General features: G+C 68.8%; 22 protein-coding genes. 13 read left to right on the plus strand and 9 right to left on the minus strand.

All coding sequences use genetic code 11. The annotated features are described in order from the left end of the window. Positions 1-78: 78 nt before the first annotated feature. The 3 genes from FZ046_RS28335 to FZ046_RS21240 all read right to left on the minus strand — a co-directional run bounded on the left by FZ046_RS28335 (position 79) and on the right by FZ046_RS21240 (position 4,534). Positions 79-1,806, minus strand: coding sequence for a macro domain-containing protein (locus FZ046_RS28335; RefSeq protein ID WP_081343674.1), 1,728 nt, complete (start codon positions 1,804-1,806; stop codon positions 79-81). Between the two features lie 689 nt (positions 1,807-2,495). Further along, positions 2,496-3,749, minus strand: a complete 1,254-nt coding sequence (locus tag FZ046_RS21235) for a spinster family MFS transporter (protein ID WP_070354065.1) — start codon at positions 3,747-3,749, stop codon at positions 2,496-2,498. 23 nt (positions 3,750-3,772) lie between these two features. Beyond that, a complete protein-coding gene (locus FZ046_RS21240) occupies positions 3,773-4,534 on the minus strand; it encodes an IclR family transcriptional regulator (RefSeq protein ID WP_070354041.1) in 762 nt (253 codons plus the stop codon). A 171-nt stretch (positions 4,535-4,705) separates the two neighbouring features. On the opposite strand from FZ046_RS21240, the gene FZ046_RS21245 reads away from it, so the two are divergent. Beyond that, positions 4,706-5,995 (plus strand): DUF6986 family protein, encoded by a 1,290-nt coding sequence (locus tag FZ046_RS21245; RefSeq protein ID WP_070354042.1) that lies wholly within the window; start codon positions 4,706-4,708, stop codon positions 5,993-5,995. After that, complete coding sequence (locus tag FZ046_RS21250; RefSeq protein WP_070354043.1) at positions 5,992-6,819, plus strand: bifunctional allantoicase/(S)-ureidoglycine aminohydrolase; 828 nt, start codon at positions 5,992-5,994, stop codon at positions 6,817-6,819. Before FZ046_RS21245 ends, FZ046_RS21250 begins: the two co-directional genes overlap by 4 nt. Before the next feature lie 18 nt (positions 6,820-6,837). Here FZ046_RS21250 and FZ046_RS21255 read toward each other — a convergent pair whose 3' ends face one another. Next, entirely contained in the window at positions 6,838-7,560 is a 723-nt protein-coding gene (locus FZ046_RS21255; protein ID WP_070354044.1) for an aspartate/glutamate racemase family protein, read from the minus strand. A 7-nt stretch (positions 7,561-7,567) separates the two neighbouring features. Next, on the minus strand, positions 7,568-9,076 hold the full coding sequence (locus FZ046_RS21260; RefSeq protein WP_070354045.1) for an NCS1 family nucleobase:cation symporter-1: 1,509 nt from the start codon (positions 9,074-9,076) through the stop codon (positions 7,568-7,570). 222 nt (positions 9,077-9,298) lie between these two features. Here FZ046_RS21260 and allB point away from each other — a divergent pair, with 222 nt between their 5' ends. Then, positions 9,299-10,666, plus strand: coding sequence for an allantoinase AllB (allB, locus tag FZ046_RS21265; RefSeq protein ID WP_070354046.1), 1,368 nt, complete (start codon positions 9,299-9,301; stop codon positions 10,664-10,666). Positions 10,667-10,679: 13 nt separating this feature from the next. Here the strand turns inward: allB and FZ046_RS21270 are convergent, their stop codons facing one another. The 3 genes from FZ046_RS21270 to FZ046_RS21280 all read right to left on the minus strand — a co-directional run bounded on the left by FZ046_RS21270 (position 10,680) and on the right by FZ046_RS21280 (position 13,439). Then, complete coding sequence (locus FZ046_RS21270; RefSeq protein ID WP_070354047.1) at positions 10,680-11,546, minus strand: helix-turn-helix transcriptional regulator; 867 nt, start codon at positions 11,544-11,546, stop codon at positions 10,680-10,682. A 27-nt stretch (positions 11,547-11,573) separates the two neighbouring features. Then, positions 11,574-12,398 carry an SDR family oxidoreductase gene (locus tag FZ046_RS21275; protein ID WP_211372296.1) on the minus strand — a complete coding sequence of 275 codons (825 nt, stop codon included), beginning with the start codon at positions 12,396-12,398 and terminating at the stop codon, positions 11,574-11,576. A 138-nt stretch (positions 12,399-12,536) separates the two neighbouring features. Further along, positions 12,537-13,439, minus strand: coding sequence for a LysR family transcriptional regulator (locus tag FZ046_RS21280; protein ID WP_070354049.1), 903 nt, complete (start codon positions 13,437-13,439; stop codon positions 12,537-12,539). Between the two features lie 141 nt (positions 13,440-13,580). On the opposite strand from FZ046_RS21280, the gene FZ046_RS21285 reads away from it, so the two are divergent. The 4 genes from FZ046_RS21285 (at position 13,581) to FZ046_RS21300 (ending at position 15,607) form a co-directional block, all read left to right on the plus strand. Then, positions 13,581-14,354, plus strand: coding sequence for an SDR family NAD(P)-dependent oxidoreductase (locus tag FZ046_RS21285; protein ID WP_070354066.1), 774 nt, complete (start codon positions 13,581-13,583; stop codon positions 14,352-14,354). Positions 14,355-14,469: 115 nt separating this feature from the next. Next, positions 14,470-14,898: a nitroreductase family deazaflavin-dependent oxidoreductase gene (locus tag FZ046_RS21290; RefSeq protein ID WP_070354067.1), complete on the plus strand. Its 429-nt coding sequence runs from the start codon at positions 14,470-14,472 to the stop codon at positions 14,896-14,898. 3 nt (positions 14,899-14,901) lie between these two features. Continuing rightward, positions 14,902-15,195, plus strand: a complete 294-nt coding sequence (locus FZ046_RS21295) for a putative quinol monooxygenase (protein ID WP_070354050.1) — start codon at positions 14,902-14,904, stop codon at positions 15,193-15,195. Between the two features lie 94 nt (positions 15,196-15,289). Next, positions 15,290-15,607 carry a hypothetical protein gene (locus FZ046_RS21300; protein ID WP_125939736.1) on the plus strand — a complete coding sequence of 106 codons (318 nt, stop codon included), beginning with the start codon at positions 15,290-15,292 and terminating at the stop codon, positions 15,605-15,607. 48 nt (positions 15,608-15,655) lie between these two features. On the opposite strand, the gene FZ046_RS21305 is transcribed toward FZ046_RS21300, so the two are convergent. Further along, on the minus strand, positions 15,656-16,426 hold the full coding sequence (locus FZ046_RS21305) for a CDP-diacylglycerol diphosphatase (protein WP_070354052.1): 771 nt from the start codon (positions 16,424-16,426) through the stop codon (positions 15,656-15,658). A 61-nt stretch (positions 16,427-16,487) separates the two neighbouring features. Here FZ046_RS21305 and FZ046_RS21310 point away from each other — a divergent pair, with 61 nt between their 5' ends. From FZ046_RS21310 to dacB, 6 genes are all read left to right on the plus strand, one after another. Further along, positions 16,488-17,255 (plus strand): DUF2127 domain-containing protein, encoded by a 768-nt coding sequence (locus tag FZ046_RS21310; RefSeq protein WP_070354053.1) that lies wholly within the window; start codon positions 16,488-16,490, stop codon positions 17,253-17,255. A 100-nt stretch (positions 17,256-17,355) separates the two neighbouring features. After that, the gene (locus tag FZ046_RS21315; RefSeq protein WP_125939737.1) at positions 17,356-17,595 is read left to right on the plus strand and encodes a hypothetical protein; all 240 of its coding nucleotides are present in this window, start codon (positions 17,356-17,358) and stop codon (positions 17,593-17,595) included. A 64-nt stretch (positions 17,596-17,659) separates the two neighbouring features. After that, positions 17,660-18,934 (plus strand): GTP cyclohydrolase II, encoded by a 1,275-nt coding sequence (locus tag FZ046_RS21320; protein ID WP_070354054.1) that lies wholly within the window; start codon positions 17,660-17,662, stop codon positions 18,932-18,934. Beyond that, positions 18,931-20,169, plus strand: a complete 1,239-nt coding sequence (locus FZ046_RS21325) for a URC4/urg3 family protein (RefSeq protein WP_070354055.1) — start codon at positions 18,931-18,933, stop codon at positions 20,167-20,169. Before FZ046_RS21320 ends, FZ046_RS21325 begins: the two co-directional genes overlap by 4 nt. Positions 20,170-20,224: 55 nt before the next feature. Further along, entirely contained in the window at positions 20,225-20,800 is a 576-nt protein-coding gene (gene upp, locus FZ046_RS21330) for a uracil phosphoribosyltransferase (RefSeq protein ID WP_070354068.1), read from the plus strand. Positions 20,801-20,846: 46 nt separating this feature from the next. Further along, positions 20,847-22,214 carry a D-alanyl-D-alanine carboxypeptidase/D-alanyl-D-alanine endopeptidase gene (gene dacB / locus FZ046_RS21335; RefSeq protein ID WP_149484314.1) on the plus strand — a complete coding sequence of 456 codons (1,368 nt, stop codon included), beginning with the start codon at positions 20,847-20,849 and terminating at the stop codon, positions 22,212-22,214. Positions 22,215-22,338: the final 124 nt, after the last annotated feature.

The raw sequence follows: 22,338 nt of genomic DNA on the forward strand, positions 1-22,338 counted from the left end.
CGGTGCGAGTTCGGAGACGCGATTCGGCTGCGCTGCATGGAAAGCGTATTCACACCACCCGCTGTTAAGGGGCGTGACTCAACTCATGGAATCCAGTTGCGCCTGGCCGAGGGCGATCAGTATCTGATTAGTCGCGTCCCGCACCTGCGCAACGAACTCGTCCTGACCGTCGATCGCGAAAGCTTCTCCATCCGACCAGGTTCTGAGTATCTGCACGCCAGGGCGGACGTGGATCTGAATGCCGGCTTTCTTACTGTCCAGCCACTGGTGAAGGCTTTCCTCTTCGTCTGCGCGGGCGTACCCGCGCTCCACCAGCCACTGGAAGAAGCGCGGATCGGCTATCTCATCGCGGGTTCGACCGCCGGCGCGCCCGTCATGGAAATCGTCGACCCATTGCCGCAAGTAGTCGCCTGCGGACAGCAGTCTGGTCGGGAACCAGCGTTGAAGCGGTTGGGCAAACCGATGCGCAAGTTGAAAGTTGGGCTCGACAGTGAAACCGTCGTGAGTGTTCAGTTCAAGGAGGGCGTCGACTCTTGCCGAATTCGAGTACATATGCGTGTATTGCGGCTGGAGTTCCGCCGGCCAGACACCCAAATGAACGTACTTATCGTCAAAGAATAGAGCTGCGCGGTCGGCGCCGCGGACGTGATCGGCGGCGAATTTGATTGTGACGCCGGGCAACAGCGGGTCTCCCCGCGGGATAAGCGTTCCTTCCACCGCGCTGGCTTTCGGGGACAGCCCCGTCGCCTTCTGCAGAATCGTCTCGAGTCGATGCAGGGCGTTCGCCGTGTCGTCCGGCGTTGAGGTCGATGGCAGTGATGGCATCGGAGCGGATCTCCTTGGGGCAATGGCGGCTGGCTCGGGCGGGCGAGGATGACTGATGCCGCTTCCCCAGCCGATCTCCCACCCCGCACTGGCGTCGAAGTATTCGGCGTATGCGACGGGTGGCAACTGGAATTGCTCGACCAGGCGCATGAGTTCGGCGAACCAGGAAACGTAGGCGGGATCGTCATCGGTCGGAGCGGTCCCAGGCAGTTCGTTCAGGATCAGTTCGGCGACCGATTCGGGTCTGGTTGTCACGGTCACCTCACTCCCGGCGAATTCGGTAAGTCCGCCCGTCGAATACTGCAGTGCGGTGTCGAGGTCGATGACGTGTGGGAAGCTCACATGGTCCATCAGATTGTCAGCGGCGGTGATAGCGACGCGCCAGTACATCCCTGAGGGACTCACTCCCGGCAAAATGCGCAATCGATGGTAGCCGCGCTGATGCAGGACCTGAACCCCTTGCAAGATGCGAATCGGGGTCGACGAAGCCAAATGCATTAGCACTTGCTCGTGTATCTCGGAGTCGAAGGCCACCAGTCGCACCTCCTCGACACGAGTGTTGACGGCGGCAATGGTTTCGATCGCGGCGGCGATCGCATCTTGCCGTGGCCAGCCGAAGGCGCCTGTGCTGATGAGCGGAAAGGCAATGATGCGAGCGCCGAGTTCGTCAGCAACTTCCAAAGCCCGGCGGTAGCAGGATTCAAGAAGCGAACGGTCTCTCTGCCCAGTGTTGTAGTTCGGGCCGACGGTGTGGATGACCCACTGGGCAGGCAAGTCGCCTGCTGTCGTCCAACCGGCGTCACCTGTGGCCAGTCCGTCGGGGAACCGCTTGACGCAGTCGCGCAGAATCGCAGGGCCTCCCGCGCGATGAATCGCGCCATCCGCGCCGCCACCCCCGCGCATAGCGGTGTTCGCGGGGTTGACTATTGCGTCAACCTCTTGCTCCGCGATGTCGCCACGAACCGCGGTGATTGTCAGCACGCAGCCCAGTATGCATCTGGGCACCGACGTCAACGTGGTGTACGGCTACGGCGGCGGCGGACTTGCCCCGAACCCGTCCGTGACCATCCCGGCATCCCTTCGCGATCTTCGATCACCCCTGGCCGCGGTTAGCTGCAAAATTGGCGCTGAGCGGTTTGCGCTTTATCTCTGCTGTGCAGGTCAGCAGCTGCCGTCGGCGAGGGTCATCTGCAAACTGACAGTTGATCAGGTCCTGTCCATGCGAAATCGCCCCAACCTAGGTGAAGCCCAGGCCGGGCCGTTCCTAGCCCGCTGGATTCGCACCCGGCCGATGGCGTCCGGACCGTTCCCGGCCCGGTTCCGCATTCGACGGACCGTAATTCACGTGCTCGCGCAGCTGGGTTCAAGCGCCCGACAGGCCAATCCCACGACGAGTCGGACCGATCCGCGTAGAGCCGGTCCGTCCGTGGGCTCATGAATTCGTCACGGTGACGAATCTGCCTGCCGCGCAGAGCTTTCGACCCTGCCACGTTTGCCCGGACGAACGGCGCGGCCGAAGCTTGCGCGGAGCGGCTCTCACGGCGCGCCCCCCCGCCTGGCGCCGGCCACGGTGGTGACGTCAGCGGTCGACCGCCCGACCCTCCTCCCGGCCGCGACACCGCTCCGGCCCACCATAACGTCACAGTGACGATATGCAGCGCGTCGGCTGATCAAGCCTCCTCAACGACGTCGGCTCGAAACCGCTGCGCGGCAACCGCATAGCAACCAATCGCCACCAACTGCATGCTCGGCACCAGGATGAGCAGCGCGCGGCCCAGGGCCTGCGGGCCCAGCTCGGCAGTCAGCGCGTCGCTGATCACACCGGTCAGGAACGGCCCGACGGCACCCAGCGTGGCGTTGAAGAACAGGAACACCGCGGACGCCGTCGCACGCTGCTCGGGCAGCACCAGACGCTGAACCGCCGCGATGGACGGCGCGAGGTACGCCGTGCCGATGACGTAGGCCAGTGCCAGCAGCCAGACGCACCACGTACGACTCTCGACGACGAACGCCAACACCGACGCCGGCAGCAGAACGGCGATCAGGACGACCACGATCCACAACAGCCAACGTGGGTCGCGGGTGGCCAACCGGTCGGCAATCCGCCCGACGATCAACAGCCCGAGGACTCCGAGCAGACCGGTGGCGAGGCCGTACTCGACGCCAACCTCGCCGATGGACATCTCACGCGTGCGCATCAGGAACGCGGGCGCGAAGGTCGTCAACGAATAGCCGGCCGCCGACACCAGCGCGGTGCCGCCCACCATCGCCAAAAAACTGGGCTTGCGCAACAGATCCCACCAATGCGGCGCGGCGTGGCGCTCCTGCGGCGCTGCGGCAGGCAGCCGCTGCCGGATTCCGAGCACCACCAGCACCAGCGGCGCCAGCAGTACGCTGATGCCGCCCATCACCACGAACGCCATCCGCCAGCCCATGCTCTCGGCAAGCAGACCGCCGCCGAGCAGACTCGCGGCACTGGCCAGCGGGATGGACATCGTCATCACCGCCAACGGCGCCGACCGCTTCTCCGGGATGAAGTTGTGCGCCACGTACGCATGCCCCGCCGGCGTGCTCCCCGCCTCGCCGACCGCCACGCCGACGCGGGTCAGTGCCAGTTGGAGGCCGGACTGCACCGCGCCACCCAGCATGGTCATCGACCCCCACAACGCCAGGCAGCCGGCGATCACCGTGCCGAACATCCCACGATCGGCGAAACGCGCGATCACGATGCCCAGCACGGCGTACACGATGAGGAACCCGAATCCATTGATGACGCCAATGGCCGTGTCCGACAACGACAGTTCCCGTTTGATGGGCTCGGCCAGCACGCCGGGCAGAAAGCGGTCGACGTAGTTCAGGGTGCCGACGAGGGCGAGCACCGCCACGGCAGCCCAGGCCCGCGCCGACCCGTGTGCTGACGGCATCGTCCCGTGCTCGGCGCCAGACGTCACTGTTCCCTCGCCCCGATCAACGCCTCCGAGATGACACTGGTCGCCTTCCTCAGCGCGGGGACGGCGCGGGCGATCAGGTCCTTGCTCATGTGCGCTGCGGGACCGGAGATGCCGATGGCCATGGGCGTGGGCGCACCGGGCACCGCCATCGCCACGGATCGGACACCGATCTCGCACTCCTCGTCGTCGGTCGCGTAGCCGTCGGCACGTACCCGTTCGACGTTCGCGAACACCGTGGACAGGGTCGACGCACTATTCTTCGTCGGCGCCGGGAGCCCGGATTGCGTCACCAGTTTCAGCACGCGCGCGTCCTCGAGTTCGGCCAGCACGGCCTTTCCCACCCCCGAGGTGTGCAGACCGACGCGCCTGCCGACCTCACTGTCGGTTCGCGTCGACGTCGACGACGGAACCTGCCCGGTGTAGATCACCATGTCGCCGTCGAGCACCGCGAGACTCGCCGTCTCCGACAGCTCGTCGACCAGAGCGCGCAACACCGGGCCGGCGACCGCACCCAACTGTCGGTTTGCGACTTCACCCAGCCGAATCAGGCGCGGCCCGAGCGCATAACGACGGTTGGCCAGTTGTCGCACGTAACCGAGACCGACCAGCGTGCGCAGGAGACGATGAATCGTCGGCGGCGGCAATGGAGACTCCGCCGACAATTCCGTCAGCGAGCACTCCCCTCCCGCACGGCCGATCAGCTCCATCAACTCGAACGCGCGCTCCACCGACTGCACACCGCCGGGCTTCTCCGCCATACCTTCCACTTCCGACTCGAGATGGTCGTTCCATTGAACAAGCCGCCGTTGCATTCCGCAATGTGGAATCTTTGTCCCGTCGACGAGAGTCTGACGCCATGTCGCAAGAGCTGCACGGTAAACTCCGCATTGTGGAATTCTGTCTCCACGACCCACGAGAGAAGGACACCCATGACGCGACGTCTCGATGACGCGGTGCTCGCCGACGTCGAACGCCGCCTGTCCTCCGCCGACGACGCACTGGCGCACCGATATCCGGGCGACGACGGCCGTCGGCAACCGGTCCACACCGTCTACGTCCCGGGCACCCGGTACTCCGCGACGACACCCGCCGACTGGGGATCCGCCGCTCTGGCGGCCGCACGGGACGCCGGTGGACTCGACGCCGTGGCCGCGCTCGTCGGTGCGAACGACGACAGCGATCGTTCCGCCGACACGCTCGCCGCGCTCGTCGAACACAAGCTGACCACCGAGCCCATCGAAGACCTCCGCATCGACTTCGAGGACGGCTACTCCCCCTCGGATGGCACCGCCGACGACGCGGCCGAGGACGCCGACGTGGCACGGTCGATCACCGTCCTGCGCACCGCGCTCGACGCCGGCACCTCGACGCCGTTCGTCGGCATCCGGTTCAAGTCCTTCGAAGCCGGCACCCGGGCGCGCGGAGTGCGCACACTGGACCTCTTCGTCAGCGGACTCGTCGCCGCCGGAGGCCTGCCCGACGGTCTCACACTCACCCTGCCCAAGGTGACGTCCGTCGACCAGGTCGAGGCGATGGTCGCGGTCGCCAGCGCCCTGGAGGCCGCCAACGGACTTCCCCACGGCCGCATCCGCTTCGAAGTGCAGGTCGAGACACCGCAGGCAATCCTCGACGCCGACGGTCGCGCGCCCGTCGCCCGATTCATCCACGCCGGCCAGGGTCGCGTCAGCTCGCTGCACTACGGGACCTACGACTACTCGGCGTCCCTCGGCATCGCCGCCGCTTACCAGTCGATGGAGCACCCCGCCGCGGACCACGCCAAGAACGTCATGCAGCTCGCCGTCGCCGGCACCGGCGTCCACATGTCCGACGGCTCGACCAACGTCCTTCCGATCGGCGACCGCGACAACGTCGCGACGGCCTGGAAGTTGCACGCGCGCCTCGTCCGGCGCCACCTGGAACGTGGGATCTACCAAGGTTGGGACCTGCACCCTGCCCAGCTCGTCACCCGGTACCTGGCAACGTACGCGTTCTACCGCGGCGCGTTCGCCCCCGCCGCCGCGCGGCTACGCACCTACGTCCAGCAGCTCGACTCGACGGTGATGGACGAACCGGCGACTGCTCGGGCACTTGCGAGCGTGATCCACCGTGGCAGCGTGTGCGGCGCCCTGACCGCCGACGAAATCGAGACGGCCACCGACCTCCCCCTCTCCACCGTGCGCGGCATCGCGCTCGGCCGCCCAACCAGGAGCACCCCGTGACCACTGCGCCGAAGCCTGCGTCGTACTACACGCCCCGCGGCGGACTACCCCCGCAGACCGACCTGCTGACCGACCGCGCGATCGTCACCGAGGCCTACACGGTCATCCCCCGCGGCGTCCTCTCCGACATCGTCGCCTCGTTGTTCCCGGAGTGGACCTACACGCGGGCATGGATCCTCAACCGACCGGTCGCGGGCGGCGCGACGACGTACTTCGAGGCGATCGTCGAGGTCAAGCCGGGCGGCGCTGCGCAACGACCCGAACCGCAACCCGAGGTGCAGGGTTTCCTCTTCGTCACCTCCGGCGCGCTCACCGTCGACGCCGTGGGCGAAACCCGGACCCTCACCGAGGGCGGCTTCGCCTACCTTCCCGCGGGCACCGACTGGTCGGCCCGCAACGACGGCGACGCCGACGCGACATTCGTGTGGATCCGCAAGCGCTACGAGGCCATCGACGGTCACACGCCGTCGGTGTCGTTCGGCAACGAGCAGGACATCGAGCCGTCGGCAATGCCCGGCACCGACGGCAAGTGGCGCACCACGCGCATGCTCGATCCGCTCGACCTCGCCTACGACATGCACGTCAACATCGTCACCTTCGAGCCCGGCGCCACGATCCCCTTCGCCGAGACACACGTGATGGAACACGGCCTGTTGATGCTCGAGGGCAAGGCCGTCTATCACCTCAACGGCGACTGGGTGGAAGTGCAGGAAGGCGACTTCCTCTCGCTGCGCGCCTTCTGCCCGCAAGCCTGCTATGCGGGCGGGCCATCGAACTTCCGCTACCTGCTCTACAAGGACGTCAACCGCCAGATCCTGCTGTGACGCAGCGTGTTCGGCGGCTCACAGCCGAAACGGCCAGCCGATGACGTTCTTCGCGCGCGGCGTCGCGTAGGTACGCACCTTCGACGTCGACAGACCCATGCGCACCAGACCCTCGGCGATGGTGACCGCAGCACGGACGCCGTCGACGATCGGGACGCCGGTCGCGGCGGACACCCTCTCCTCGAGTTCGGCCATGCCGCCGCACCCGAGACAGATCACCTCGGCGTGGTCCTTCTCGACGGCCTCGCGCGCCTGGCGGACGATCGCCTCGACCGCGCGGTCCGCGTCGGACCCCAGCTCGAGCACACCGAGACCCGAGGCCCGGACCGAGGCGCACCGGGCGTCGAGACCCGCGAGCTTGAGACGGTCCTCGATCAACGGGACGGTGCGGTCGAGGGTGGTGACCACCGAGTACCTGTGGCCCAGATACATCGCCGTGGACGCGGCCGCCTCGGTGATGTCGACGACCGGGACGTCGAGCAACTCCTGCAGACCTTCCCGGCCGTGCTCGCCGTAGCCGGCCTGGATCACGGCGTCGAACGGCTCGGGATACGAGGTGATCGCATCCATGACCGCAATCGCCGCGAGGTAGCTCTCGAAGTTGCCTTCGCACGAATCCGCGCCGAACCGCGGTGTGATGCCGATGATTTCGGTGCCCGCCGACGCGACGCCGCGCGCGGACTCGGCGATGGCATCGGTCATCGAGGCCGTCGTGTTGACGTTCGCGACGAGGATCTTCATGGGCTCCCTAATGGTGCGTGCTGGCCACGGCGATGGGTTCGCCGGAGACATCGTTGAACGGTCCCCCGCGTCGTGCAACCAGGAGGTACACGACCGCACCGAGCCCGGCGCCGATGAACCAGGAGAACTCCGAGACGACCTCGAACGCCGGGACGAAGGCCATCAGGAGTGCGGCCAGCGCGGTGATGACGAGCGCGACGACGGCGCGGACGTTGACGCCCTTCGCGTAGTGGTAGTCGCCCGCCTCGTCGGTCGTGAACAGCGCCAGGACGTTGATCCGAGACCGGCGCACCAGCCAGTAATCGGCCATGATGATGCCGAACAGCGGACCGAGGATGGCGCCGAGCCCGCCGAGGAAGTAATTGATGACCGCGGGCGAGTTGTAGAGGTTCCACGGCAGGATCACCAGGCCGATGACGGCCGAGATGAGCGCTGCGCGACGGAAGTTCAGGTGCTTGGGGAAGAGGTTGTTGAGCGCGTAGATCGGGGCGACGAAGTTGGCCATCAGGTTCACGGCGACGGTCAGGATGAGCAGCGCGAGAGCCGCGAGCACCAGCAGCAGGGTGTTCGGCACTTCCTGGACGATGTCGGCGGGCGCTTCGATGATGCGTCCGTCGATGCGGAACTGAGCACCGGCGAGCGTGATGACGATGCCGCCGAACACCAGCATGTTGAGCGGGATGCCCCAGAAGTTGCCTGCCACGATGGCCCGCTTCGACGTCGCGTTTCGGGTGAAGTCGCAGAAGTTGAGCACGAACGTGCCGTAGATCGCCACCCACAGGCTGGCGCCACCGATGATCTGCAGCCACATGTCGACCCCGGTCAGCGAGTCGGGCGTCGTCCACGCGATGGACCAGTCGGCGTTGCTCAACATCCAGAGCGCGAGCGCGATCATCGTGATCAGGATGACCGGACCGGCGAAGGCCTCGTACCTGCGGATCATCTCCATGCCGTAGCTGACGATGATCACCTGGATCACCCACAGCGCGACGAACGAGATCCAACCGAGTGTCGACAGACCCAGGAAGCTGTTCGCGTCGAGGGTCTCGGCGGACGGTGCGAGCGCGATGATCAGGATCCGCAGCACCACCGAGGCGAGATAGGTCTGAATGCCGAACCAGGCGATCGCGATCGCGCCGCGGATGAGGGCCGGGATCTGGGCACCGCGGGTGCCGAAGGCGATGCGGCTCATGACCGGGAACGGGACGCCGGTCTTCTCCCCCATGAACCCGCTCAAGTTGAGCAGCAGGAAGAGGAAGGCACCGCCCAGACCGAGCGCCAGGAGGATCTGCCAACCACCGAGGCCGAGGGCGAACAGTCCGATGGCGAACGAGTAATTGCCGAGGCTGTGCACGTCGTTCGCCCAGAGGGTGAAGATGTTGTACGCGCTCCACCGACGGCCGTCGCGCTTGGTGGGCGCGAGATCGGGGTTGTACAACATCGGGCTCACGCCGGCGGCGGAGGGTGCATCGGGACGCTGGGACTCGCCGATGAGCCCGGTGGACTCTGTGCTCATGAATACGCCTGTCACGGTCGGAGCGCCGGCGCTCGGCGCCGGCATGGGTATTCCATTCTGCGGAAGTCGCGTTCCCCAGATTCGGTAAGTAAGGCGCACGCGGCAGCCGCCTGTCAAGCTTTTCGGACGATTGACTGTGCCCACGCTCACACCTAGAGTCACCTGACAGTGGGGAAAAACTTCCACGATGAGGAATCACTACCGTGACGACGGAGAGCAGCCATGACCGCCGACGGCCCCGAGCAGTCGAACCAACCGCACTTCGACCTGGTGGTCCGCGGTGAACGCATGCTGACGACGGCAGGAATCGTCGCTCGCGAGATCGGCATTCGCGACGGCCGCATCGTGGCGATCGAACCGCTCGGCAGCGGCCTCACCGGTGCCGAGACCGTCGAACTCACCGACCAGCAGGTCATGATCCCTGGTCTGGTCGACACCCACGTGCACGTCAACGAGCCGGGACGCACCGAGTGGGAGGGATTCGACTCCGCGACCCGCGCCGCCGCGGCGGGCGGTGTGACGACCTTGATCGACATGCCGCTCAACTCGATTCCGCCCACCGTCACCGTCGAGGCACTCGACGTCAAGCGTGCGGCGGCTTCCGGCAAGACGCACGTCGACGTCGGTTTCTGGGGCGGTGCCATCCCCGGCAACACCGGTGATCTGCGTGGTCTGCACGACGACGGCGTGTTCGGCTTCAAGTGCTTCCTGCTGCACTCCGGCGTCGACGAGTTCCCGCATCTCGACGCCGACGAGATGGAGAAGGACATGGCCGTGCTGGCCGGCTTCGACTCCATGATGATCGTGCACGCCGAGGACTCCCGCGCCATCGACCGTGCACCGTCGGCCGAGGGCAACAGATACGAACGCTTTCTCGCCTCGCGTCCGCGCGGCGCCGAGAACGTGGCGATCGCCGAAGTCATCGAGCGGGCACGGTGGACCGGCGTCCGGGCACACATCCTGCACCTGTCGTCGTCGGACGCACTGCCGATGCTCGCGACCGCCAAGCGCGACGGCGTCAAGATCACGGTCGAGACGTGTCCGCACTACCTGACGCTGCTCGCCGAGGAGATCCCGAACGGCGCCACGGCATTCAAGTGCTGCCCGCCGATCCGCGAGGCGTCGAACCGCGAGCTGCTGTGGCAGGGCCTGCTCGACGGCACGATCGACTGCATCGTCTCGGACCATTCACCGTCGACGCTCGACCTCAAGGACGTCGAGAACGGCGACTTCGGGGTCGCCTGGGGTGGCGTCGCGTCACTGCAGCTCGGTCTGTCGTTGATCTGGACCGAGGCCAAGCGCCGCGGCATCGAACTCACCCAGGTGGTGCAGTGGATGGCGGCCAACCCCGCGGCGCTGGCCGGGCTGAACACCAAGGGCAAGATCGCGCTGGGCTACGACGCCGACTTCGCGATCTTCGAGCCCGAGTCCGCGCAGGTCGTCGACGTGCACGAGCTGCATCACAAGAACCCGATCAGCCCGTACGACGGGCGGGCCCTCGCCGGCGTCGTGCGCAGTACCTATCTGCGCGGCAACAAGATCGACTTCCGGAACGCTCGAGGGCGGATGCTGCGCCGCGGCGGCGTGTAGCGGCGCCGCCCGGTCACCGCGTCTCGCCGGCCGTCCACGACGCCAGCGCGACGAGACCGTCGGCGGCCGCGCTTCCCGCGGGTGCGGTGTAGACGTTGAGTTGCAGGCCGGCTTCGGTGGGCAGGTCCATGGACTCGAAGTCCAGCTCGAGCCGGCCCACGGCCGGGTGGTCGACGCGCTTGCGCCCGTAGCCGTGCAACCGCACGTCCTGGGTCGCCCATTGCCGGCGGAAGAGTTCGCTGCCCGCCGCCAGCTCGCCGACGAGATCGACCAGATCCTCGTCGTGGGGATCGCGGATGGCCTCCCTCCGCAGCATCGCGGCCACGTTCGGGCTGATCCGGTCGTAGTCGACGAAGAACGACGCGGCGGCGTCAGGATTGAGGTAGACGAAGCGCGCGGTGTTCGCCGGCCGTCGCCCATCGGCGAGCATCGGCGCATACAGCGCTCGGCCGAGATGGTTCAGGGCAAGCACGTCGTGGCGGCGGTTGCGGATCAGCGCCGGCGCGTCGGTGATCGCGTCGAGGACCCCTTGCCAGGCCGGGCGCACCGTAGTCGACGGGTCGCCACGACGTCCACCGGGCGGCATGGCGGACTGGCGCGCGAGGTCGAACAAGTGATCGCGTTCCACGTCGTCGAGGCGAAGAGCCGAGGCCACCGCATCGAGCACGGCCTCGGAGGTCCCGGCCAGGGCACCACGCTCCATGCGCACGTAGTACTCGACCGACACCCCGGCCAGCAGCGCCACTTCCTCGCGGCGCAGACCCGGCACGCGACGATGGCCGCCGTAGGCGGACAGGCCCGCCTTCTGCGGCGTGATCCGGGAGCGACGTGACCGGAGGAAGTCTCGGATCTCGGTGCGCAGGTCGATCGTGGCGGCCACACCCCCACCGTAAACCCGGCCTCGCCACTACGCGGTCGTGGCGATCCCGCCGTCGACGGGGATGATGGCTCCCGTCAGGTAGGCCCCCGCCCGGCTGGCGAGGAAGACGGCGACACCCGCCATGTCGTCGTCACGGCCGATGCGGCGCAGTGGCGCCGACGCCGCGATCGCCTCGCCGAACTCGTCGAGGGTCGCCGCCATCATCGTCGACGGAAACGGCCCAGGCGCAACGGCATTGACGGTGACGTGCTGCGGACCCAGTTCCTTCGCGAGAACTCGGGTGAGTTGGTGCAGTGCGGCCTTGCTGCTGGAGTACGAGTAGTTGGGCCGGTTGGGAATGTGGATGGCGGCGATGCTGCCGACGTTGATGATGCGAGCGGGGTCCTCGGCGGTGCCCGCACGGTGAAGCGCGGGCAGCAGGGCCTGGGTCAGCCAGAACGGCGACTTCAGGTTGAGGTCGACCACGGTGTCCCAGGCCTCGTCCGGGAACGTCGCCAGCGGCTCGTCCCACATCGCGCCCGCATTGTTGACCAGGATGTCGAGACGGCCCGAGTCGGCGGTGACGACTTCGGACAGCCGGCGGCACTCGTCGTGACGGGACAGATCGGCGGGAATGGCCCGAATCTCACCGAACGTCGACAGGTCCTCCTGCGCCCGGGCGCACGCGTCCGCCGAACGCGAGCTGATGACGACACCGGCGCCGGCTTGCAGGAGGCCACGGGCGATCATCATGCCGATGCCCCTCGTGCCACCGGTGACGAGTGCCCGTCGTCCGGTCAGATCGAACAGTGCCGAATGCGCAGTAAAGGCACCGTCTTTCACGTGCGCCGTCCTTCTCGAATCGGGTGACATCATGCCCAGAAGGTAGGCTCGAGCGCGGGCGGCTGGGAGACACCAGCGATACGGGTACTGCCAGGGCCCCTTTCCCGCGGACTGGTCGCATGCACGACCGACCCGCGCCGAGCCCGTGAGATCGGATCCTCGAATCCCTCAGTCGGCAATGCCGAGAAGTGTCCTGCCGCACCAGGTCTGTCGATCGAGGCGCTCCAGCAGGGCCAGTTCGGCCGTACCCGGGTGCGGACGCACACCGGCGATCACCGGCTCGGTCAGCGCAGGGGTCAAGGGGCATGCCAAATTTTCGAAGCCCTCTGGCACGGCCGAGGCCGGGACCACCGTCACACCCAGGCCCTGCGCCACCAGCCGCACCGCGGTGGAGATCTGCGATGCGCGGGCGACGGTGTGCGGACTCAAACCCCCATCCGCCAGCAGACGGGCGAGGTACTCGTCGAGGAGACTCGCGCGCCGGAAGCGGATCCATCCCTGCGACGCGAGGTCGTCGAGGCGAAGGGCGGCGCCGCCGGCCCGCAGCGGATGCGCCGTCGGCACCACGGCGACATAGGCCTCCTCGCCGAGAGGATGCGGGGCGAACGTGCAGCCCGTGGGGATGCGATGCACGAGGACCATGTCGAGAACTCCCTGACGAAGGAGTCGCTCCATGTCCGCCGGGTCGGGCTCCTCGTGAAGCGTCACCTGCAACTTCGGGTGCACGCTACGCAACTCCCCCAATGCCTGTGGCAGTTGGCGCGCTCCGAGACCCATGTGAACCGCGACGATGAGTTCGCCCGTCAGTTCACCGTCGGCGGCCCGTGCGGCCGTGATGGCCCGCCGCGATGCGGTCGTGGCTATCTCGGCCTCCGCGAGGAAGGCGCGTCCCGCGACCGTCACCGTGACCCCACTCGGAGTGCGCGTGAAGAGTTGCACCCCGAGGTGTTTCTCTAGGGCGCCTATCTGCTGCGACAGAGAAGGCTGCGTGACCCGCAGCCGCTCCGCAGCCGCCGTCATGGACCCTTCCTCCGCCACGGCCAGCGCGTACTCGTATTGGCGCAGATTCATCGGCCACCTTTCGCCGTGTCATAGAAGACGTCAATGCAGATTATGACGATCCACTATTTGCGTCTATGCACACAGCGCCCTACCGTGATCCGTGCCGGCCCCCGCGTTGGTGGGATTATGCGAAAGGCGAACGGCGACAACATGACTCGACCATTGGATGATGGCCTGCGCCTGAAGGACAAGGCCGCCCTCGTCACCGGCGGTAGCGCAGGACTTGGACTGGCGATCGCCCAGCGATTCGCACGCGAAGGTGCTCACGTCTACATCACGGGGCGACGGCGGGAATCGCTCGACGCCGCGTCGGCCGCCATTCAGGGACGCGTCACGGCGGTCGTCGCCGACGTCACCGTGTCGGGCGATCTCGACTCCGTGATGGACGTCGTCGAGCGGGAAAGCGGACACCTCGACGTCGTCCTCGCGAACGCCGGAAGCATCGAGCGGATGGACTTCGGCGAGGTGACCGAGAAGCACTTCGACGACACCTTCGACCTCAACGCACGAGGCACGCTGTTCACCGTGCAGAAAGCGTTGCCGCTGCTACGGCCGGGCGGGTCGATCATCCTCGTCGGCTCGATCACGGCGAGCAAGGGCCTCGCCGGCTCGACGACGTACAGCGCCGCGAAAGCCGCCGTACGTTCCTACGCGCGTACCTGGGCGGCGGAGTTCGCCGACCGCGGCCACCGGGTGAACGTGCTGTCGCCCGGCCCGTTCGACACCCCCATCATCGACGGTCAGGCCCGCTACTTCGGCCAGGATCCTGTGGCTCTGCGCGCTCAGATGGCGACGCATGTGCCCCTTGGCCGCCTCGGACGTCCCGAGGAACTCGCCGGTGCCGCGTTGTTCCTCGCCTCCGACGACAGCACCTTCATGACGGGCGCCGAACTCTGCATCGACGGTGGCATGGCGCAGGTGTAAGCCCAGTACCGCCGTCGAATCCCGCTACCCGGGAATAACGGTCCGATCCGGACCGCTGAGGCTGACGACGCCGGCACGACGCCACGTGCCGCCGATGACACGCGAGGGAGTGTTCATGCCGGAGCCCACGGACTTCGACGCGATGAACCGTCAGGTGATCGCGGAGTTCCGCGAGAACGGTGGACGAGCCGGCGGCATCTTCGAGGGCAAGCCGCTCATCCTCGTGCACCACACCGGCGCCAAGTCCGGCATCGAGCGCATCGCGCCGCTGGTGCCCTACGTCGACGGCGACCGGTTGTACGTCTTCGCCAGCAAGGGCGGTGCCGACACCCACCCCGACTGGTATCACAACCTGGTGGCCCACCCGGACACCACCGTGGAATACGGGAACGACGCGTTCAGCGTCACCGCGCGGGTGCTCAGCGGGTCCGAGCGCGACGCCGTGTACGCGAAACAGGTCGAGGTCGAACCACAATTCGGCGAGTATCAGCGCAAGACGTCGCGGGTCATCCCCGTGATCGAGCTGGAACGAAACGGAGGCTGAACGATGGCGAACACGGTGCTCCTCGAATTGCGCTTCAAGCCCGAATCCGTGGCCGCGGCCCGCGAATTGATGGGGCGCGAACTGCAGACCACGCGCGCCTTCGAGGGCAACCTCGCGACCGACGTCATCGTCGACGAGGACGACCCCGCCCACTGGATCATCTACGAGCGGTGGGAGTCGGTCGAGCACGACGAGGCCTACCGGGCGTACCGCGCCGGCGACGGCAAGATCGAGGGGCTGCCCGCGCTGCTCGCGGCACCGCCGGTCAAGATCCGCTACCTCGACACCGACGTCTGAATCTCCGCTCGGGGACCGAGCGGCTCGCAACGCCCAGAATCGGGTATACCGCCCTTCGACGACGAGCACTCGACGGAGAGGCGACCCAGTGGGCGTGAAGGACGACGTGAAGGCCGATTTGCGGGAGGCATACCCCGGATTCAGCCGGTCCGACATCGAGAAGATCCTCGAGATGCTGCGCCAGGCTCCCGCAGGGCACGCGGGAAGCAGCGTCGGCGCAGCGCTCGAACCCGTCTTCCCGCAGGCCTCCAGCCGGCTGGTGTCCGCGTCCGACGGCGACCGGACGAGCTACCTCATCGCCCTCAAGGGCGCGTGCGTCGCGGCCCTGCAGTCGTGGCCGGACGGCTCGGACGCCAAGCCCGACCTGTCGCGGATCGAGACCTTCGTCGACGACGTCGAGGGCGACGGCTGAATCGCCGAGGACACGATGAGGCCGGCTCCCCGCGGGCCGGTCGCCGAGTCACTTGGCCCAGGTGTTGCGCGGCGGTGGACAGTCGTCGTGGTCCTGCAACTCCTCGCCACTGGCGAGGTTCGTCCCGTCGGCGCGGTCGGTCAGTACGACGAAACCGGGCCGGCCGTCGCCGAACCACGCGCCGACGACGACCAGGGTGTGCAGCCCCATCTCGGTGCGCGCGCCCGGCATGCCGTCGGCCAGCAGCAGGAACGGATCGGCGCCGTCGAGGTCGTCGCCCCGGACGGCCGTCGCCTCGTAGTGATGGCTGGCGAGTGGCTCCGGAAACGCCGTCCAGTCCGGACCCAACTCGTTGACGTGACGCTGCACCGCGTCACGGACGTCGCTGCGCACGCAGTCGACGTGGACGTGCAACTGATCCTGCGTGCGACCGACCTCCGAATTGACCGCGAGGCTGAGCCAGTCGCGCGGCAGCACCTCGCCCGCACGCTGATCGACGAACGTCCGCGCCCGCCACGCCGCCGCGAAGTAGTTCGACGATCCCGGCTGGAGCAGTTCCGGACTCTCGATGCCGGTGATGCGCGCGGTGGGGATCAGTAGGAACTGCGTGGCGCCCACGAGGTCCTTCAGCACGGCGAACCCACCGGGACCCTCCGCGACGAGCGCGCACGGCGCCGGATCGCCGTGCGCCTGCTGGTCGGGCACGCACTGGCCGTCGACGATCTTCCACAGCGCATCGGGGTCGGCGGCCGAGGCTGGCGACGCCTGGCCCAGCGCGACACCGGCCGCAATGACCGCGGACGCGACACGACGAAGCATTCGGCGCACGAGGTGAGGGTAAGCCGCGGCGCGGCGGGCGTGGAACGGGGAGGATACGTCGATGCCGACACGCCACCACGACGGTCGCCGCTGGGAGCTCGTGACGTGCGCACTCACCGGGCACGTCACCTACGCCCCGGTCGACACCGCACTCGCCGCGCGCCTTCGGGGCACCACCGGGCTCGGAGAGGTGTGGCGCTGCCTGCGCTGCGGCGACTTCACCCTCGGACCGGCGCACGGCTCCGGCCCCGCCGAGGACGCTCCCCTCGTCGCGCGCGGCACCGCGCTGCGGCAGGTCTTCATCGTCCGGGCACTGGCGGTCGAACGACTGCTGCGGGCACTCGTGCTGGCAGCGGCGGCGTGGGGGGTCTGGGAGTTCCGCGGCGCGCGGCTGTCGCTTCAGGCCGCGTTCGACCGCGCCCTGCCGCTGCTGCGGGAGTCGGGCTTCCGCATCGACCAGTTGACGTTCGTCCACGACCTCCAGAGGGCGCTGGCCGCCAACCCACGCACCCTCGCGCTCATCGTCGCCGCACTGGCCGGCTATGCCGCACTCGAACTCGTCGAGGCAGTGGGACTCTGGCTGCTGAAGCGCTGGGGTGAGTACTTCGCCGTCATCGCGACGTCGGTGTTCCTGCCGTGGGAGGTCTACGACCTGACCCACGGGGTCACCGCGACGCGTGCCGTGACGTTCGCCATCAACGTCGCCGCCGTCGTGTATCTGGTGTTCTCCAAACGGCTGTTCGGCCTCCGCGGCGGCCGCGCCGCCTACGACGCCGAACGTCACGGAGAGCAGCTCCTCGACGTCGAACGCGCCGCGTCGATGCTCTGACCCGCCACCACGCGGGGTCCGGATCGATGCGTGATTCGCTTCGATCCGGGTAGTTCGCCGGCGCCGGCGCCGACGACGTCGCCGGCGGAAGGAGCGAATCATGCGAACGACGACGGCCCGGGTACTGGGCTGGACTGGAGCAACCGCCATCGTGGCCGCCGCGGTAGCGGTGGGGATGAGCGGCGCGAGCCAGGCCGAACCGGAACCGGCACCGCCGGGTCCCGTCACCACGCCGGTGATGAGCACGGCGGAGACGACGGTGGATCTCTCCCCCGAGGCCACGGAGGCCCCGACGGTCGCCACGCCGCCGGTCACGGCGTCGACCACCGAACCCGGCTGAGCGCGTCCGACGGCACGCCCGCCGCCGACTCGATAAGCTGGCTCCTCCCCCTCGAGGAGGCACGATGTCAGCCGATGCCACACCCGCGCCCGCCGTTGCGAGGACGGCCGGGCACATCCGGCTGACCTCGCACACCGGCGGTCTGGACGCCCCGCCCATCGTCTGGGGCGCCGCGACGGCCGCCGAACGCGGGCCGGTCATCGGCACGACCACCACGCGCGCCCACCGCAACGTCATCGGCACGCACAGCGGCTCCTACGGCGTCTACCGCGCGCTCGCGGTCGCGGCCGGCGCGCTGTCCCGTCAGCACCGCGCCGACCTCACCAATACCTCGCCGACCGACCTCATCGGCCCGCATCCGCAGTGGGCCGACCCGGACGCCATCGTCAGCATCGACCCGTGGGGCGCCACGGTCGCCGACGCCTTCGGCGACCAGATCGCGGCCGGCTACGACATCCGGCCCACGATCGCCGTCACCAAGGCGCACGTGATCCTGCCCGAGATCGCCGACGCCATCGCCCGCGGCCGGCTGCGGCCCGACGGTCGGTTCCTGCTCGACGGCGGCGCCGCGCTGGTGACCAAGGCGGCCATCGAGCCGGTCTGGTACCTGCCCGGCGTCGCCCGCCGCTTCGGGTGCACCGAGACCGACCTGCGCCGCGCGCTGTTCGAGGAGACCGGCGGCATGTACCCCGAGCTGGTCACCCGCTCGGACCTCGAAGTGTTCCTCCCGCCCATCGGCGGGCAGACGCTGTACGTCTTCGGCTCCCCCGCCGACCTGTCGAACCCCGACGTCGAACTCACCGCCCGCGTGCACGACGAGTGCAACGGTTCCGACGTCTTCGGCTCGGACATCTGCACGTGCCGGCCGTACCTCACCCACGCCATCGAGGAGTGCATCCTCGGCGCTCAGCGCGGCGGCGTCGGTCTGGTCGCCTACTCGCGCAAGGAGGGCCGCGCGCTCGGCGAGGTGACCAAGTTCCTCGTCTACAACGCCCGCAAGCGTCAGCTCGGCGGCGACACCGCCGATCAGTACTTCGCCCGAACGGAATGCGTTGCGGGCGTGCAGGACATGCGCTTTCAGGAGCTGATGCCCGACGTGCTGCACTGGCTCGGCATCCGCACCATCCACCGCCTGGTGTCGATGAGCAACATGAAGTACGACGCCATCGTCGGTTCCGGCATCGACGTGGGCGTGCGGGTCAACATCCCCGACGACCTCATCCCCGCCGACGCCCGCGTCGAGATCGACGCCAAGACCGCCGCGGGCTACTTCACGCCCGGCCCCGTGCCGGACGCCGACGAACTGAAGAAGGCCAAGGGCCGCGGGCTCGACGCGTGAGCCCCGCCCCGCCCACCGGCAGCGCCACGACCACGACGCCTGCCGCGGTCGCCACCCTGCGCTCGACCGCCACGATTCGCGAGCGCGCCCGCTGGCTCACCGCCCGCGCCCGCGCCGGCGATTCACCGCACTTCACCGTCCACGACGACCGGATCGCTGCTGCCGCAGCCGATGTCGCGACGCTGACCCGCACCCGCTTCCCCGACCTGGCGGTGCCCTACCACAGCCGGTGGCGGCACTTCGAAGCCGGCGGCGTCGACCGCAAGGCCGCCCTCGAGCGACTGCTCGGCGACCTCAACGCCGCCGACCGGGCGCGCGCGATGATCGACCTGACGGTCGTCAGCGTCCTGCTCGACGCAGGCGCCGGTCCCGACTGGCGCTACCGCGAACCCGGCACCGGCGCGACGTTCGCGCGCTCGGAAGGCCTCGGCGTCGCGAGCTTTCACGCCTTCACCGCCGGCCTGTTCTCCAGTGCTGCCGCAACGCCGTTGCAAGCCGACGCCGACGGACTGCGCCGCCTCGACGCCCGCGCCCTCGCGACCGCCTTCGGCGTCGACGCCGCCAATCCGATGGTCGGACTGGCGGGCCGGGTGGAGGTGCTGCGCCGCCTCGGCGACGCCATGACGGCCCGCCCGGACGTCTTCGGCACGCCCGCACGGCCCGGCGGCCTGTACGACGCCCTCGCCGGCACCGGGCACGTCACCGCGCACGCCATCCTGACCGCACTGCTCGACGCGCTGTCGCCGATCTGGCCGTCGCGCAACGCCGTCGACGGCGTGCCGCTCGGCGACTGCTGGCACCACGCCGCCGTGCCCGGCGCCGACGGCACGGCGGGCTGGGTGCCGTTCCACAAGCTGTCGCAGTGGCTCACCTACTCGCTGCTCGAACCGTTCGCCTGGGCCGGCGTCACCGTCGACGGCCTCGACGAACTGACCGCGCTGCCGGAGTACCGCAACGGCGGACTGCTGCTCGACACCGGCGTCCTCGCGCTACGCGACCCCACCGCCACGCAGCGGACGTGGACGCCCGCGGACGAACTGGTCGTCGAGTGGCGGGCGTTGACCGTCGCCCTGCTCGACGACGTCGCCGACGCGGTGTGCGCCGACCTCGGCGTCCCGGTACCCCTGGCCTGCGTCCTCGAGGGCGGTACCTGGGCGGCCGGCCGCGCCACCGCTCAACGGCTGCGCGGCGGGCTGCCACCCTTGGCCATCGACAGCGACGGGACGGTGTTCTGACGTGCACGACGTTCATCTGGTCGACCATCCGCTGGTGCGGCACAAGCTGACGCTCATGCGGCGAAAGGACGCCTCCACCAACAGCTTCCGGCAGCTGCTCCACGAGGTGTCGATGCTCATGGCCTACGAGGTGCTTCGCGACATCCCGACCCAGGAGGTCGAGATCCAGACACCGCTGGAGCAGACCACCGGCGAGGTGATCGACGGCAAGAAGCTCGTCTTCGTGTCGATCCTGCGCGCCGGCAGCGGCATCCTCGACGGCATGCTGGCCGTCGTCCCGGGCGCGCGCGTCGGCCACATCGGGCTCTACCGCGACCCGAAGACGCTCGTCGCCGTCGAGTACTACTTCAAGCTGCCCGGCGACCTGCACGAGCGCGACGTGGTGGTGGTCGACCCCATGCTCGCCACCGGCAACTCCGCCGTCGCCGCCGTGGAGCGGCTCAAGGAGTGCCGGCCCCGGTCGATCAAGTTCGTCTGCCTGCTCACCTGCCCGGAGGGCATCGCCGCCCTGGGTGACGCGCACCCCGACGTGCCGATCTACACCGCCGCCGTCGACCGGCAGCTCGACGAGCACGGCTACATCGTCCCCGGCCTAGGCGACGCCGGCGACCGCATCTTCGGAACCAAGTAGCCGCCCCGGGTTTGCCCGGGCCGACGGGCGTGCCCGACAATCGGGCGTGACCTCGCGGCGCCGCACCGGCCTCCTCGTGGCTGCCGTCGTCGTCCTGCTCGTCATCGCCGGCGTCGGCGGCTACGCCTACGCCCGCTGGGCCGGCGCCGCCGACGAGGCGTCCGCCGGGCCCTCCCGACCCGCCGCCGCACGGCCGACCCCGCTGGCCGCCCTCACCACCGACGCCCCGACGCCCGGCGCCGACGGGCTCGCCGCGGCCCTGGCGCCCGCGCTGGCCAATCCCGATCTCGGCGTCCTCACCGGCCAGATCACCGACGCCGCCACCGGCGACGTGCTGTGGCGGCGCGACGCGGACGTCGCGCAGACACCCGGCTCGGTCACCAAGGTGCTCACGGCCGCCGCCGCGCTGCTCGTGCTGTCCCCGGCGCACCGCATCCCCACCACCGTGGTGCCCGGCGCCGCACCCGGCGAGCTGGTGCTGGTCGGCGGCGGCGACCCCACCCTGACGGCCCAGCCCGCGGGCGAGGACGGGTACTACACCGACGCGCCCCGACTCGACGACCTCGTCGAGCAGATCGTGGCCTCCGGGATCCCCGTGCGGAGCCTGCTCGTCGACGACTCGCTGTTCGGCCAGCCGAGCATGGCCGAGGGCTGGCTCACCGTGGACATCGCCGGCGGCAGCATCGCGCCCATCGAGTCGGTGATGCTCGACGGTGGCCGACAACCGCCGCTGGTCGACTACTCGCCCCGCACCGCGACACCGGCCCTCGATGCCGGTCGCACCCTGGCGCAGCGGCTCGGACTGGACCCCGGCACCGTGGCGCTCGGGACCGCACCGACCACGGCCGAGCCGATCGCCACCGTGTGGTCGGCACCGCTGAGTGTGCGCCTGCACCAGATGATGGTGCAGTCCGACGACGTCACCGCCGAGACGATCGGACGGGAGATCGCCCGCGCGGCAGGCAAACCCGCCACGTTCGAGGGCACCGTGGCCGCGGTGACCGACGCCGTGTCCGCCTCGGGCATCGACGTCTCCGGGCTCGTGCTGCGCGACGCCAGCGGGTTGTCCACCGAGGACCGCATCCCGGCGCGGCTGCTCGACGACGTGCTCACCGCCGCGACGGGTGACGGTGACGCCGCCGACGAACTCCGTCCGCTCGTCGACGACCTGGCGGTGGGCGGCGGCAGCGGCACGCTGTGGGACCGCTTCGTCAGCCCGTCGCCGGGCGCCGGATGGGTGCGGGCGAAGACCGGCACGCTCGACTTCGTCAACGCGCTCGCCGGCATCGTCACCGACGTCGACGGCCGGGCGCTGACCTTCACGCTGATGTCCACCGGCACGCCGTCCGCGGTGGCCAAGCCGGCCCTCGACGCGGTCGCGGTCACGCTGCGCGAGTGCGGCTGCCGCCAGTAACGGTCAGCGCGGCGGACGTCCGGCGCCGTGGGGGCTAGCACTACCGACGAGTGTCACGCCAGCGCCATCGACCCGTCGAACGTCGGTGGCACAAGATCATTGGCGTACCGACACACGAAGGAGA

The organism is Mycolicibacterium grossiae, from assembly GCF_008329645.1.
GTDB lineage: Bacteria > Actinomycetota > Actinomycetes > Mycobacteriales > Mycobacteriaceae > Mycobacterium > Mycobacterium grossiae.

Bases quoted from the DNA above. Each gene is read 5' to 3' on its own strand.
- FZ046_RS21315 (WP_125939737.1), top strand. From the start codon at position 17,356: ATGCGAACGACGACGGCCCGGGTACTGGGCTGGACTGGAGCAACCGCC.
- FZ046_RS21235 (WP_070354065.1), bottom strand. From the start codon at position 3,749: ATGCCGTCAGCACACGGGTCGGCGCGGGCCTGGGCTGCCGTGGCGGTG.
- FZ046_RS21295 (WP_070354050.1), top strand. From the start codon at position 14,902: ATGGCGAACACGGTGCTCCTCGAATTGCGCTTCAAGCCCGAATCCGTG.
- FZ046_RS21245 (WP_070354042.1), top strand. From the start codon at position 4,706: ATGACGCGACGTCTCGATGACGCGGTGCTCGCCGACGTCGAACGCCGC.
- FZ046_RS21275 (WP_211372296.1), bottom strand. From the start codon at position 12,398: ATGTCACCCGATTCGAGAAGGACGGCGCACGTGAAAGACGGTGCCTTT.
- FZ046_RS21255 (WP_070354044.1), bottom strand. From the start codon at position 7,560: ATGAAGATCCTCGTCGCGAACGTCAACACGACGGCCTCGATGACCGAT.
- FZ046_RS21260 (WP_070354045.1), bottom strand. From the start codon at position 9,076: ATGAGCACAGAGTCCACCGGGCTCATCGGCGAGTCCCAGCGTCCCGAT.
- FZ046_RS21310 (WP_070354053.1), top strand. From the start codon at position 16,488: ATGCCGACACGCCACCACGACGGTCGCCGCTGGGAGCTCGTGACGTGC.
- FZ046_RS21320 (WP_070354054.1), top strand. From the start codon at position 17,660: ATGTCAGCCGATGCCACACCCGCGCCCGCCGTTGCGAGGACGGCCGGG.
- FZ046_RS21305 (WP_070354052.1), bottom strand. From the start codon at position 16,426: ATGCTTCGTCGTGTCGCGTCCGCGGTCATTGCGGCCGGTGTCGCGCTG.
- allB (WP_070354046.1), top strand. From the start codon at position 9,299: ATGACCGCCGACGGCCCCGAGCAGTCGAACCAACCGCACTTCGACCTG.
- FZ046_RS21290 (WP_070354067.1), top strand. From the start codon at position 14,470: ATGCCGGAGCCCACGGACTTCGACGCGATGAACCGTCAGGTGATCGCG.
- upp (WP_070354068.1), top strand. From the start codon at position 20,225: ATGCGGCGAAAGGACGCCTCCACCAACAGCTTCCGGCAGCTGCTCCAC.
- FZ046_RS21285 (WP_070354066.1), top strand. From the start codon at position 13,581: ATGACTCGACCATTGGATGATGGCCTGCGCCTGAAGGACAAGGCCGCC.
- FZ046_RS21240 (WP_070354041.1), bottom strand. From the start codon at position 4,534: ATGGCGGAGAAGCCCGGCGGTGTGCAGTCGGTGGAGCGCGCGTTCGAG.
- FZ046_RS21280 (WP_070354049.1), bottom strand. From the start codon at position 13,439: ATGAATCTGCGCCAATACGAGTACGCGCTGGCCGTGGCGGAGGAAGGG.